This window comes from Desulfovibrio sp. 1188_IL3213 (assembly GCF_036763145.1).
Taxonomy (GTDB): Bacteria; Desulfobacterota; Desulfovibrionia; order Desulfovibrionales; family Desulfovibrionaceae; genus Desulfovibrio.
Window position 1 is genome coordinate 1 of the sequence record NZ_JBAIYR010000038.1, and the last position, 12503, is coordinate 12503.

General features: G+C 55.5%; 11 protein-coding genes and 1 pseudogene. 3 read left to right on the forward strand and 9 right to left on the reverse strand.

The annotated features are described in order from the left end of the window. Positions 1 to 320, forward strand: a 320-nt coding sequence (locus tag V6C16_RS03640) for a 2-oxoacid:acceptor oxidoreductase family protein (protein ID WP_333542777.1), incomplete at its 5' end; no start/stop codon positions are given. 266 nt (positions 321 to 586) lie between these two features. Here V6C16_RS03640 and rlmN read toward each other — a convergent pair. After that, positions 587 to 1696, reverse strand: a complete 1110-nt coding sequence (rlmN, locus tag V6C16_RS03645; RefSeq protein WP_333536679.1) for a 23S rRNA (adenine(2503)-C(2))-methyltransferase RlmN — start codon at positions 1694 to 1696, stop codon at positions 587 to 589. 190 nt (positions 1697 to 1886) lie between these two features. Here rlmN and V6C16_RS03650 point away from each other — a divergent pair. Then, a pseudogene (locus V6C16_RS03650) lies at positions 1887 to 2214 on the forward strand (helix-turn-helix domain-containing protein); the annotation flags it as partial. Here V6C16_RS03650 and V6C16_RS03655 read toward each other — a convergent pair. Continuing rightward, positions 2158 to 2499, reverse strand: a complete 342-nt coding sequence (locus tag V6C16_RS03655) for a DUF488 domain-containing protein (protein ID WP_333536678.1) — start codon at positions 2497 to 2499, stop codon at positions 2158 to 2160. The pseudogene V6C16_RS03650 and the gene V6C16_RS03655 sit on opposite strands and share 57 nt — an antisense overlap. 432 nt (positions 2500 to 2931) lie before the next feature. Between V6C16_RS03655 and V6C16_RS03660 the strand changes: the two genes are divergently transcribed. After that, the gene (locus V6C16_RS03660; protein ID WP_333536676.1) at positions 2932 to 4071 is read left to right on the forward strand and encodes a glycosyltransferase family 2 protein; all 1140 of its coding nucleotides are present in this window, start codon (positions 2932 to 2934) and stop codon (positions 4069 to 4071) included. 518 nt (positions 4072 to 4589) lie between these two features. Here V6C16_RS03660 and V6C16_RS03665 read toward each other — a convergent pair. The 7 genes from V6C16_RS03665 to V6C16_RS03695 form a co-directional block, all read right to left on the reverse strand. Next, complete coding sequence (locus V6C16_RS03665) at positions 4590 to 5921, reverse strand: HD domain-containing protein (RefSeq protein WP_333536675.1); 1332 nt, start codon at positions 5919 to 5921, stop codon at positions 4590 to 4592. Positions 5922 to 6347: 426 nt separating this feature from the next. After that, the gene (dsrP, locus tag V6C16_RS03670; RefSeq protein WP_333536674.1) at positions 6348 to 7517 is read right to left on the reverse strand and encodes a sulfate reduction electron transfer complex DsrMKJOP subunit DsrP; all 1170 of its coding nucleotides are present in this window, start codon (positions 7515 to 7517) and stop codon (positions 6348 to 6350) included. A 12-nt stretch (positions 7518 to 7529) separates the two neighbouring features. Further along, positions 7530 to 8312: a sulfate reduction electron transfer complex DsrMKJOP subunit DsrO gene (gene dsrO / locus V6C16_RS03675; protein WP_333536673.1), complete on the reverse strand. Its 783-nt coding sequence runs from the start codon at positions 8310 to 8312 to the stop codon at positions 7530 to 7532. Next, complete coding sequence (dsrJ, locus tag V6C16_RS03680) at positions 8312 to 8692, reverse strand: sulfate reduction electron transfer complex DsrMKJOP subunit DsrJ (protein ID WP_333536671.1); 381 nt, start codon at positions 8690 to 8692, stop codon at positions 8312 to 8314. The genes dsrO and dsrJ overlap by 1 nt, the downstream gene beginning before the upstream one ends. After that, complete coding sequence (dsrK, locus tag V6C16_RS03685; RefSeq protein WP_333536670.1) at positions 8693 to 10336, reverse strand: sulfate reduction electron transfer complex DsrMKJOP subunit DsrK; 1644 nt, start codon at positions 10334 to 10336, stop codon at positions 8693 to 8695. It lies immediately after the preceding gene. 12 nt (positions 10337 to 10348) lie between these two features. Further along, entirely contained in the window at positions 10349 to 11368 is a 1020-nt protein-coding gene (gene dsrM, locus V6C16_RS03690; RefSeq protein ID WP_333536669.1) for a sulfate reduction electron transfer complex DsrMKJOP subunit DsrM, read from the reverse strand. A gap of 123 nt (positions 11369 to 11491) precedes the next feature. Then, a complete protein-coding gene (locus V6C16_RS03695; RefSeq protein WP_333536668.1) occupies positions 11492 to 12019 on the reverse strand; it encodes an RsbRD N-terminal domain-containing protein in 528 nt (175 codons plus the stop codon). Positions 12020 to 12503: the final 484 nt, after the last annotated feature.

The following is a 12503-nucleotide window of genomic DNA, read 5'->3' on the forward strand; positions in this document are numbered from 1 at the left end:
CGGTTTTTTCCAGCAGCGATGCGCTGCCGCCCGTGGGCGTGTCGTTGGGCAAGGCCGTATATCCCGACATGGCGCATATTGAATCCAGCGTGCGCGCGGCGGCGGGACAGTGTCTTTTCATTCCCTGCCGCGAACTGGGCAGGCAGGCAGGTTCGGTGCAGAGCGGCAATACGGTGCTCCTGAGCGCGGTGTGTGCCTCCGGTGTGTTGCCCTTTGGCGTGGATGCGCTGGAGGCGGCCATTAAAAAATTCCTGCCCTCGAAGCTTCAGGAAGTGAACCTGAAGGCACTGGAGCTTGGCAAGCAGGCTTTTAAGAGCTGATGCGGATCAATCAACCGGCAGTAATGGCAAATTAAAGCGGCCCGGTCTGTAAAAGGCCGGGCCTTTATATTTGAAAGAGTTTGTGGGGGAGGGACCCTTTTGTAAAAGGGTCTCCTCCCCCACGCCCCCACCCCCCAAAACTTTTATTATGGCTTCAGCCTGTTCCAGGAGTTTTTCTGGCAGGCAGGTCGAAGGAGCGGCCGGGGGCAGAGGGTGGAGCAGAAGACGTATTTTGGGGCAGAACACCGACTCAATGTTAATCTGCTCTAAGAATCGGCGCTTGTGCTGCTTGTGTCGGTCGTTTGGGTCGTTTCGGACGTATCCGTCTGTCTGGCGGCCTTGAGCTGGCCGCAAGCCGCCTTGATGTCCTGCCCTTTACTTTTGCGGATAATGGCGGTGATGTCTCTGCTCCAGAGGTATTTTTCAAACGCCAGCACGCGCTCTTCGCTGGGGGCTTTATACGGGGAACCTTCCGCAGCGTTGTACACGATGATGTTCAGCTTGCCCTTGACCGAACTGACCAGGGGGGCCAGCTCTTTGGCGTGTTCCAGGCTGTCGTTGACGCCGCCGAGCATGAGGTACTCAAACGTGATGTGTTCGCGCGTTTTGAGCGGATAGGATCTGAGCGAAGCCATAAGGTCGTTCAGTTGCCAGCGGGCAGCCTTGGGCATGATGCGTTCGCGCACGGCCTGATTGGGGGCGTGCAGCGATACGGCCAGAAAGGCCAGACCGGATTCGCCCAGTTCTCTCAGCCCCTTTTCAATGCCGCAGGTGGAAACCGTGATGCGGCGGGGAGAAAATCCCAGCCCCTTGTCGTTATTAAGGCTTTCGAGCGAGCGCATGACTTCTTTCAGGTTCAGCAAGGGTTCGCCCATGCCCATGAAAACAAGGTTGCGCAGTATGGGCCAGTGCAGGCGGGTGTCTCCCAGATATTCCCGGGCCACCAGAATCTGGCCGAGGATTTCACCCATGGTCATGTTGCGCTCAAAGCCCATTTGCCCTGTGGCGCAGAAGGTACAGCCCATGGCGCAGCCCACCTGGCAGGACAGGCATTGTGTCCAGCGGCGTACGCCTTCACGCGAATCAGACGGGATAAGCACGGTTTCTATCTGCGCGCCGTCTTCAAGGCGCAGCAGAAATTTGGTGGTTCCGTCCCGGCTTTCTTCCACGGCGGCAACTTCCGGCCAGACAATACAGGCCTTGGCGGCCAGAAGCTCGCGGCAGGGGCGGGATATGTTGGTCATGGTGTCGAAATCACGCGCCAGGCGCTGCCATATCCATTGCCATAACTGCATGGCGCGGAACTTCGGCTCGCCCAGTTCTGACTGCATCCATGCTTCCAGTTCGGGAAGTGTGAGATTGAGAAGATTTGTCATGGTCCTGCCGGACTGTGCATCCTGTGTTACGGTTGCGGCCGCGCCCTGTGCGTAAGGCCCGCCTTTTGTTTACCGGGTGGAGGGGAAGAGTACAAGGGGATTTGTTGATGGAAAGCCCGCGGCGAATGGATGGTGGCGGTAACGTATGTGATTCATAACCATCATCCAATTTGCCGATATTTTTTCTTTAATGGAAAAAGAAGTCCGGCAACGCCGTCAGTGGATAAAGCTTTACGAGGAATCAGGGGGCGGAGGTCTTGTTAGTCGGCGTTGTGGAATCTCCCGTCTGGCTCTGCGTAAATGGTGGAAACGGTATCAGGCTCAGGGCATTGATGCCGTGAAAAGCCAAAGCCGACGACCACATCGTTCTCCATCCGCCAGGATCGGGCTTGACCATGAAAAGTTCATTCTGGAGTTGCGCGACGAGCCGCAATTTGGGGGCCAGGCGAATTCAACGCGATTTAAAATGGCTTCACGAAAAATCCCTCTTTGTCGCGTCCATTCACAAGGTTTTTTGCGGCGTACAGAAAGACCATCATATCGTGTGCCGTGGGAAGTTCGGGCAGAAGGGCGAGGGGGCCGCAGGCGACAAGTTCGGCCGCATAGCGTTTTTGAAACTCTGTCCATTTTTCTATGTCGTGGTCAAACCATTTGCGCAAGTCATTGGAGGGGGCAATACCATTCAGCCATGCGACCCAGTTGATGGCGGCCTTTGTGATGCCCCTCGGCCAGATGGGGACCAGAATGCACGCGCTGCTGTCGGGCAGGGCATGGTCGTGCACCCGGTGCAGAAGGACTTTCATGACGGCCATCGCTTTCGGACAAAAGCGTTGTGAACCAGGAAACAATGGCTGTGGATCATTGTGGCCGACGTGGCTCACTGTAACGGCGGGCCATTGCCGCACCCCATCGATGACACCTGTCATGCGCGGCACATCCGGCAACAGACGAATCTCTGGAAAATAGTATAATAAAATCATAATATTACACTGTGATGAACGATGAAACGATTTTGAACAGTTTTCCTGCCCTTGCCTTCGCTATTGCGCGTGCCTGGTGCTAGCAGCGGAATGGTTTTAATATGAAAATTTTAAAAGGATTGACGATAGACGCTACGGCTTTATACTATTTATTAGTGCTTTTGATCAGTTTTTTGAAACGATACGGCTGCCTTTTGCTTTATAAGAGCATCATTGTTTCATTCAGTTTCAGGGCCGCCCGTGTAAGGAAAGATAATGACTCCTTCAATGCCTCTCATCTCGATCATCATCCCCTGCTACAACTATGCTCATTTTTTGCCAGATGCCGTTAATAGCGTTTTGAGACAGCAAGAAAGCGGACTGTCAGTGGAAATTATTGTTGTGGACGATGGATCCCAGGACAACACTGCCACCGTTGCCCGAGGCATGGGGGCGAATATTCGCTATATCCATCAAAAAAATCAGGGGCTTTCAGCGGCGCGCAATGCTGGCATCCGGGCAGCGGGTGGCGAGTATATGGTATTTCTGGATGCGGACGACCTGCTGACACCCGGCATGTTGGCAAGTCAGCTGAACAACTTTATGGACCATCCAGAACTGGATATCAGCGTCTGCCTGAGTCTTCAGATAACGCAAGACAAGGATAATCCAGAAAAGCATTCATGTTATTTGTGGCCGTTAAGATCTGGTCATCTTGACATGCATCTATGCCACAGCGTTATCTCGCCCGTTCACACTTTTATGTTGCGGGCAAAAGCCGTACAGACAACGGGATTCTTTAATACAGACTTGAGAGCTTGTGAGGATCATGATTACTGGTTGCGTTGCGCCGCGTTGGGTAAACGTATGGGAACCAACCTCGACGGACTGGTTATTTACCGCCTGCACGGCTCAAGCATGATAAGTCAGCAGGCACAACAACTGGCCCACAGCAGTGCGCTGCGCTTCAAAATCAGCGCGCTGTTGAATGAAAATCCGGGCTTCCCCCGGGCGGGGAAATTTTTCGGCTGGCTGGCGCATGGCGCGGGTACCATCCGTAGTGCCTGCGCCCTGTCTACAAGTACGCCTCCATTTGCCCTGAAATTGATGGAAGAAGCGGCTAAAGCCATACTGAAGGCCGCAACGTTTGCAGAAAACGCTAACACTGACGATAATCATCTTGCGCTGGCAGAGCAGTATTTTAGTGTATCTTTTCTGCTGCTGGCGAAAAAATTTACCCCCACGCCTTCAAGTGGTTTGCAGCAAGTATCTAGTTTTATTATGCATCGCCATCAGCATCTTTCAAAACTTAGCGATGAAGCACTGTCCATACAACAAAAAGAATTATTTCAATCACTTTGCTGTGATTATCAACATGTGCAACAAACGGTAAAAGATAGAATAAAATCAAATTGACATCGTGTTGTGTGCAAATGGTTCAAGCGCCGCAAGGCGTGACTGCCTGCTGCCCTTGCACTGCCCTGAAGGCTCTAAAATACTCTGAGACCACCGAGAAACATTGGAGCATTTCACACCTGAAATGATCTCCAAGGACTTGTCTCAAATCCTTGCTGGCAAATGATTGCAGGACGACTTTGCCAAGCTGGCCCATGAAAAACAGATGCGCCGCAGTCGCTATCATCTTCCTTCAAGAAGGAGGGCATTGTGATAGAACGTCGTACAGCGCGCAGGATATCATCAAGGGATTGCACCAGCTGGCAAATGAACGTGCACTCGATGAAGGAAGTCGTGCGCGCAGGGCACATTTCGTGCAACCTAATGGGAGGCGAAATTGGGAGGCAACAGCAGTGCCCCCCCCCTCGCGTGCAATCACCCCCAAAATAATAAGACCGCCCCATCAAAAAAAATAAGGCCGTCCCATTTCAGAGACGGCCTCAATAAACAGCTATTTCAGCTGCAAGGGCTTTCAGCCATTATCCTACAGATTTTCGCGCATACGCGCGCACAAAACTCACGGCCGATTCCAGGTCCGTCACTTCCCCGGCAACCTGGGCCTTGAGCAGGGCGTCACGGATGATCCCCACCTGCGGGCCGGGCGAAAGCTTGGTTTCGTTCATGATTTCATTGCCGTTGAGCAGGGGTTCCAGCATCTGTTCCGGCGTTTCAGCGCGGTCAAGATACTTCATATTGTGGTTGAACGATGTGGGGATGCCGTCACGCGCCTTGAGGTCGGCCCGGGCCATGGCAATAAGACGGGGGTAATCGTCCAGCGCCTTGAAACGGCGAATGCCGCGGTCGGTCATCATGAAGTGGAAGCGCATGTGATTGCGCACCAGATGGCAGAGCAGGTCAATGTCTTCCTGGGCAAAGTGCAGTCGGCGCAGAATCTTGCGCGTAACCTTGGCCCCCACGCGGTGATGCTGGTAGTAGGTCCACTGGCCGTCAAAGTATTCACCCGTATACAGCTTGCCCACGTCGTGGAAAAGCATGGCCATTGTTCCGAGCCAGTCGTAATGGAAATCTTCTTCGGGGTAACGTTTCATGCACTCAAGGGTGTGCTCGAAAACATTTTCAGTGTCGCCTTCCTTGTTGCGCATCTGGGTCAGGCAGGAAAGAGCCGCCACTTCGGGGATAAGGCTCTGAAGAATATGGGCGTCAAAGAGAAGCCGCACGAAGCGGTGCATGTTTTCAGCGGAAACCTTGCGCCATTCGTCCATAATGTCCGTGGCGGGAACGTAGTCCAGCACACGGGTGGAGGCGCGCACAATTGCCAGCCAGGTGTTCGGCTCGATGGGCAGGTCGAAGTTGGCGGCAAAGCGCAGCGCGCGCACGGCCAGCAGGTAATCGTGCCGCAGGGTTTCGTCGGGCAGGCCGGTAAGGCAGATGGCTCCGCTCTTGATGTCCTCAAAGCCGTCATACACATCGCCGGTGTATTCGGGGGTGCTGAAGCCAGTGAGGCGCAGCTTGTGGCGCTCGTCGTGGCTCATGAGGTCAATCATGGTGGGGGTAATCTTGATGAGCGAAAGCTCGGGATGCCCGGCTGCGGCCACTTCGAGGGGATAAAAACGGTATATGACGCCGTTCTCTTCCATAACAGCCAGAGCGCGTTTTTCAGGCGCGGCCTGAGCCTTGGGGAAAAGCTTGAACAGCGTGTCCATATCGGGTTCGCAGGCAATGTCTACAGCCGGCTGCTCGGCCCTTTCGAGCAGATGTTCCTGCAAGGGGGCGTTGATGACGTGAGCGTCATAACCGTTGCGCAAAAAAGTTTTGCAAATGGTTATGGCGTCTTTGAGCGCTTGCTTCATCTTGATCTCCTTGCAAAAAAATGGCGGCATTGACCTGCACTATGCCTTTTGAGACCTGTGAAAGTCAAGCATGTCGCCTTGTTGTACAGCCGATGACCTGGACTTCAGGCCGTGAGGAGCCGGCATGCATTTTTGTGGGGACTTGCCGTCATGCGACACAAAAACCGTCTGCTGTGTTTGCGCGCACTGTTGGTGTGCTTGCTGCATCATGCGGGCAGATCTTTTCATGGCATATTTTCAACATTGTAAGCCAATAAGTTCATTTTATCACAATGTGCGCGTATATGAAAGCCCCCGCGCGGGCATATCCGCGCAGGGGCTTGTTTTTATGAGACTGACCGGCCGTTGCCGGGCCTTGCGCAGACAGACATTGAAAATGTTTATCTGCGGCAGCGCGGATTTTTACCATCCGCACTGCGGCGTGGTCTAGTCGTGCATGTGGTTCACTTCCATCTTGACGCCAAGGGCGATCTTCCACAGCAGGGAGAGCACCAGGGCGCCGATGGCGTACACGCCAAGAGCAACGGCAATTTCCTTGGCCGAAGGCATATACGGCGTGAAAGCCTCAAACATGTTGGGAGTGAAGCCCGCGACCAGCAGGCCGAGGCCCTTGTCGATCCACGAGGCCAGCACCAGCATGATGAGCGCGATGGGCAGCACGTTGGCATTTTCGCGCATTTTGGGCGGAATAAGCAGGGCCAGAGAAGCAAAGGCCATGATTACGGCGCCCCACATCCAGTAGCTCACCCAGGTCAGATGTCCTTCATGACCGAAGAAGAGAAAGTGGATGGGTTCTTCATGCCCGGGAATGCCGCTGTAGAAGGCGGTGAAGATTTCCAGCAGGTAGAAGAACACGTTGATGCACATGGCATAAACGATGATGGTGGTCAGGGTTTTCACGGCTTCCTTGCCGGGGTCGAAGCTGGTCAGGCGGCGCAGCACCATCATGAGCAGAAGCAGGATGGCGGGACCGGAACAGAACGCCGAGGACAGGAAGCGGGCAGCCATGATGGCGGTGAGCCAGTAATGGCGGCCGGGGATGCCTGCGTACAGGAAGGCCGTAACCGTATGGATGGAGAAAGCCCACAGGATGGAAAGGTAAATAAGGGGCTTGATCCATTTGGGCGGGTCAATCTCGTGCCTTTCGGCCTCAAGGGTGACCCAGCCAATGATGATGTTGAGGCCAAGGTAGCCGATGAGCACCATCATGTCGTAGAACATGACGGAATTGGGCGAGGGGTGGAGCATGACGTTAAGCATGCGCTGGGGCTGGCCCAGGTCCACCACGATGAACAGCGCGCACATGACCACGGCCGCCACGGCCATGAATTCGCCGAAAATGATCATGCGCTTGAATTTTTTGTAATGATGGAAGTAGGTGGGCAGCACCAGCATAACAGCCGAGGCAGCCACGCCCACGAAATAGGTGAATTGCGAAATATACAGTCCCCACGAAACGTCGCGGCTCAGGCCGGTGACGGAGAGACCGTTGTACAACTGATCCAGATACACAAGGCCGCAACCCGCGATGACGACGAGCAGAAAGAGCAGCCACATGTAGAAGGTCTTGGGACCGTCGAGCAATTTTTCAAGCATGGCCTGTTCTCCCTAGATGAGGTAGTAAACGCCGGGCTGTGTGCCCAGGCTGGGCTTGCGGCGAATACTGTAGTTGGTCGCCAAAGCCTGACGCACCGTTGAATTGGGGTCTTCCAGGTCGCCGAAAAGAATCTTGCCATTGGCTGCTTCCACGCAGGCGGGCATCTGGCCCACGGCCAGACGCTCAGCGCAGAACGTGCATTTTTCCACCACGCCGATCATGCGCGTGGGATATTCGGGATTGGGCACGGGGTTCGCCAGGAACTTGCGCGGGTCTTTGAAGTTGAACGAGCGCGCGCCGTAGGGACAGCCGGCCATGCAGAACCGGCAGCCGATGCAGCGGTGGTAGTCCATAGCCACAATGCCGTCGTCCATTTTGTAGGTGGCCTGAGTGGGACACACGCGCACACAAGGCGGATTGGTGCAGTGGTTGCACAAAAGCGGATACATGGACTCGCGGGTGTGCGTGTTCAGGTGCGCATTCATGTCGTCAGGGAAGACATGGGCGTAGCTGTCCAGCCAGAGCCACTTGATGTCCTGATTGTCAGGAATGTGCGGCACGTTGTGGAAGCTGTGGCACGCCTGGATCAGGGGCTTGTAGTCTTCGGGACCCTTGAACTGGCGCGTGTCGATAACCATGCCCCAGCGCTTGGCGTGCAGGGCGTTGGCCGCGCGTTCATACTTGCCGGGGGCAATCTGCGCCTGGGCCACGCCAGACAGGGCAGCCATGCCGCTGGTAAGGGCAAAGGCCGAAAAGCCCGCCACTTTCAGAAAGCTTCTTCTGCTCTTGTTCATTACTTGCTCCCCTGGGGAATGATGTGGCAAGTCCAGCAATACGGATCAACGCCGTTGGCTGTATGGCACTTTTCACAGAATTCCTTGTAGTTGCTGTGGCACTTCAAGCAGGTATTCTGCAGGCTGATGTTCCATTTTTTGCCGCTGGTCGCCACATAAACGCGGTTTTCCTTGCGCAGGGCCTCATCGCGCCATTCATTGAGCAGGCGCATGTGCTGGTCGCGCATGAACTGCACGTCCTCGATGCATTCCTTTTCGCCCTTGGGCAGCTCAATGCCTGTGCTCTTATAGTCCTGCCCCATCATGCTCAACCAGAAAGGGGAGGTGAACAGGGCCACAAAGATGACGATTCCGACGATAACTGCTTTGGCGTTATACATTTATTGGCCCTCCCCCTGCGCTTCGGGCGCATCCTCATCATCCGCCACGTTGGGCAGATCTTCCTGGCGCAGGTCCATGGTACGCTTGCATTCGCCCTTCATGACAAGGGCGTTGCCCACCAGTTCGTGCAGCCCGCTCACATTGACGCCGGGCGCCCAGTAGTTGGCAAGCGGGGGCAAGGTGGCGCGGTCGATGGCGCACACGCAGGCCATGTGGTTGACGCCGTATTTTTCTTGCACAAAACGCAGGGCATTGCCGCGGGGCATACCGGCGCGCATGCGCAGTTCCATGATTTCTTCGGTGTTCAGGCCCGAACCGGCGCCGCAGCAGAAGGTCTGCTCGCGGATGGTGTTTTCGGGCATTTCGTGGAAGTGGTTGCACACGGCATTCAGCACGTAGCGCGGCTCATCCAGCAGGCCCATGGCGCGTGCGGGGTTGCAACTGTCATGGAAGGTGGTGACGATATGGTCGTTACGGCTGGGATCCAGATTCAGCTTGTTGTGGTGAATCAGGTCGGCCGTAAATTCCGCGATGTGCACCATCTTGGTGGAGGCGGCGTTTTTGAACACCGTACCCGTGATGGGCGACACGGGAACTTCCATATTGGCCGGCGACGGGCCGTTGTAGGTATCCATGTACTGGTTGATCACGCGCCACATGTGGCCGCATTCGCCACCCAGAATCCATTTGGAACCCAGGCGTTCGGCTTCGGCGTACATTTTGGCGTTGAGCTTCTTCGCCATGTTGAAGGAGGTGAAGGAACCGAAGTTGCCGCCTTCAGAAGCATAGGTGGAGAAGGTGTAGTCAAGGTCAAGCTCGTGGAAGAGCATGAGGTAGCCCATGAAGGTGTAGATGCCGGGGTCGGCAAACACGTCACCAGAGGGCGTGATGAACAGGATTTCGTGGCCCTTTTCGTTGAAGGGCGTTTTGGGGCGGATACCGGTGATGGTTTCGCAGTCATCGGCCAGCATTTCCACAATTTCCACAAAGGAGTGGGGCTGGATGCCCAGGTGGTTGCCCGTGAAGCTGCAGTTTTTCACCGGGTCCATGATCCAGTGTGTGCCAAGGCCCACTTCATGCATCAGTTCACGCACAATGGCGGTGATTTCAGCGGTGTCGATGCCGTAAGGGCAGAAGAGGGAGCAGCGGCGGCATTCGGTGCACTGGTAGGCGTAGTAGAACAGTTCCTTGACTACGGAAATGTCCCAGCCGCGAGCGCCGACCTTTTTGCCGAGAAGCTTGCCCAGCATGGTGTAGTCGCGGCGGTAGAGCGAGCGCAGAAGCTCGGCGCGCAGCACGGGCATGTTCTTGGGGTCGTTGGTGCCGAGGAAGAAGTGGCACTTGTCCGCACAGGCGCCGCAGCGCACGCAGATGTCCATAAAGAGCTTGAGCGAGCGGTGCTTCTCAAGCCTGTCGGCAAAGGCGTCGCACAGGATTTCTTCCCAGTTTTCGGGCAGATTCCAGTCTTCTGCAGCCGGGTCCCACTCGTGGGGATTGGGCATGTGCAGCAGTTCCATGGTATCTTTTTTGGCCGGATAGCAGAAGCTGCCCGGCGTGAATTCCGGCTTGACGTCAAGCCAGTCTTCGGCCGGAAAATCCGGACGGCTGGCGACAAGCATTTGCGGTGTAGGTAATTTTGCCATGATGAAGACTCCTTACTCGGCGGCCTTTTCGGGTTGCTTTTCCAGCGGCAGCCCGGCTTCGGCCATGGCTTCGCGGTAGGTATCCTCGTACTCGGCGTAGGTGAAGTACTGCTTGGGCGGATTCCAGGGGTTGATATGGCGTACCCGGCGGGAATTGTTAGCCAGGTTGCGCGTGGGGCTGAAGAACACGCCCGGCATATGCATGAGCTTGGAGAAGGGGAAGTAGATCAGCAGTACGCACACCAGAGTAAGGTGGGTGAAGAACAGCGCGTTGATGCCGGCGGTGGACACGGGCGCAAAATGCGTAAGGCCCATGACGAAAATCTTGACCTGGGCGATTTCGGTCTTGTCGAAATAGCGCAGGCACAGGCCGGAGCTGATGATGCTGATAATAAGCCACAGCGGGAAATAGTCGTTGAACAGCGAGATATAGCGCAGGCGCTGGTCGAAAATACGGCGACCAAGCAGAAAGAGCACGCCCACGAGCACCAGTCCGCCGGTCATGAAAAAGCGGGGCGAACCGACCTGCATGATGCCGTCGATGGTTTCCAGAAAGGAAATACAGGACGGGATGGGCTCCATGAAGAAGCGGAAGTGGCGGATGAAAACCAGCAGGAAACAGTAGTGGAACAGCAGGGCAAACACCCAGAGCCACTTGGAGGAAAAATAGATGGTGCGCGGCCCGTTGCTGATGGGGTCATTTTCGCGCACATCGGCAACAGTGTTGCGGAACAGCGAACGGAAGAAAAACACTTCCAGAAACATGCGCCGAACCACGTCCCAGGTGTTGCTGGGGCTGTCGAGCCGGTTGGGCTTGATGAAATCAAGCGAAACTTCCTGGCCGCCGGTGGTGGGGATGGAGAAGGGTACTGGCGATTTGGCCCAGTACACCATGCGCCAGATAACACCGACGATAAAAACGACGACTGCGACATAAGGCAGCACAACGCCGAACAGAGGCGCAAGCCCTACGGCCGCTCCCGCCCAGGCGATGGCTCCTATGAGCAGCACCAGCAGTAATGAATTGAACATTCCCTACCTCACTTCCACTAAAGTTGCCTCAAAAGCCCACCACGGGATATTGAGAAATGCCTGGGCCGCACACTCCAAAGACCCGCCAGGCATGACGCAGGCAGGAGAATGCGGGGTTCAGCGTTAATCCGCCGGATGCGAAGGGCCGCCTTCCAGCTTTTGCGCCCAGCGCGCCAGTTGGGCGTACTGGTTGCGAATTTCTGTTATGCGCAGGTCTGCCACGACCTCGCGGGCCTCAGTATACATGTCAAAGGCCAGCAGGGTGAGACTGTCCAGGCGCGATTCGGCTTCCATGTAGGAGGCTGTGTCGCCAAGCGCTATGAACTCGGGCAAAAGATGCGTGCGCAGAATGGGCTTCATGAGAAAAAACACGCCCAATCCCTGGCTGGGGGCATACTTCTGCACAGCGCGCAGCCTGATAAACCTTTCAAGGGCCTTTTTTGTCTGCCCAGGATCAACATGCTCACCGGCCATGGCGTCATACAGCGCCCCGGCCGCCTCTTTGGTCATATGGGCGACAGGGTTGGCAAAAGGATCGTTGCGCGTGCGCAAAAAACCTGTCGTTTCAAACGGGTAGGTGTCAAACACCCCCTCGGCCCACAGGCGAACAATTTCACTTTTGTGCTTCCTGAACAATTCCTGTGCTTTCATTCCGCCCTCGCGCCTTACGGATAAGGCTGTTTCATATAAAGGGGAAGCGCAAAGGGCGTCAAGCCCCTTTACCGCCGGACTGCAATACTTGCGTACTTTTTTGCACAATATCGCGTTCTGCTTGCCCGGCGTTCAGGGTTCGGCCCAATTGCGTAGTCCAAACGTATGTTGGAGCAGGCCCGCCGTTATTTATACCATAATCAGGGCCTTATCTGCCCGGTGACATATAACCGTACCCTTGGCCGGTGCTGTCTGCCGCCCGGCAAGCCATGCCGTCAGGGCATTTTCATTGTGAAACTGCTCTGGCGGCTGCGTAAGTAAACGCAATTTATTTGCACTGTTAAGCGCCGAAGTGAGCGTGTCTTAAATATTGAGAATGTGCATTCTCAACGTTAATCTGTTTTAGTCCGGAGCGTGGTTGCCGTCAGACTTGCTGCAGGCACGCCGCCGCTGCGGCCTATTCCGGGCAGGGGGCCGGGCCGCC

Coding starts and splice junctions, on each gene's coding strand:
- rlmN (WP_333536679.1), bottom strand. CDS start 1,696: ATGACAAATCTTCTCAATCTCACACTTCCCGAACTGGAAGCATGGATG.
- dsrP (WP_333536674.1), bottom strand. CDS start 7,517: ATGCTTGAAAAATTGCTCGACGGTCCCAAGACCTTCTACATGTGGCTG.
- dsrO (WP_333536673.1), bottom strand. CDS start 8,312: ATGAACAAGAGCAGAAGAAGCTTTCTGAAAGTGGCGGGCTTTTCGGCC.
- dsrK (WP_333536670.1), bottom strand. CDS start 10,336: ATGGCAAAATTACCTACACCGCAAATGCTTGTCGCCAGCCGTCCGGAT.
- dsrM (WP_333536669.1), bottom strand. CDS start 11,368: ATGTTCAATTCATTACTGCTGGTGCTGCTCATAGGAGCCATCGCCTGG.
- dsrJ (WP_333536671.1), bottom strand. CDS start 8,692: ATGTATAACGCCAAAGCAGTTATCGTCGGAATCGTCATCTTTGTGGCC.
- V6C16_RS03660 (WP_333536676.1), top strand. CDS start 2,932: ATGACTCCTTCAATGCCTCTCATCTCGATCATCATCCCCTGCTACAAC.
- V6C16_RS03695 (WP_333536668.1), bottom strand. CDS start 12,019: ATGAAAGCACAGGAATTGTTCAGGAAGCACAAAAGTGAAATTGTTCGC.
- V6C16_RS03655 (WP_333536678.1), bottom strand. CDS start 2,499: ATGAAAGTCCTTCTGCACCGGGTGCACGACCATGCCCTGCCCGACAGC.
- V6C16_RS03665 (WP_333536675.1), bottom strand. CDS start 5,921: ATGAAGCAAGCGCTCAAAGACGCCATAACCATTTGCAAAACTTTTTTG.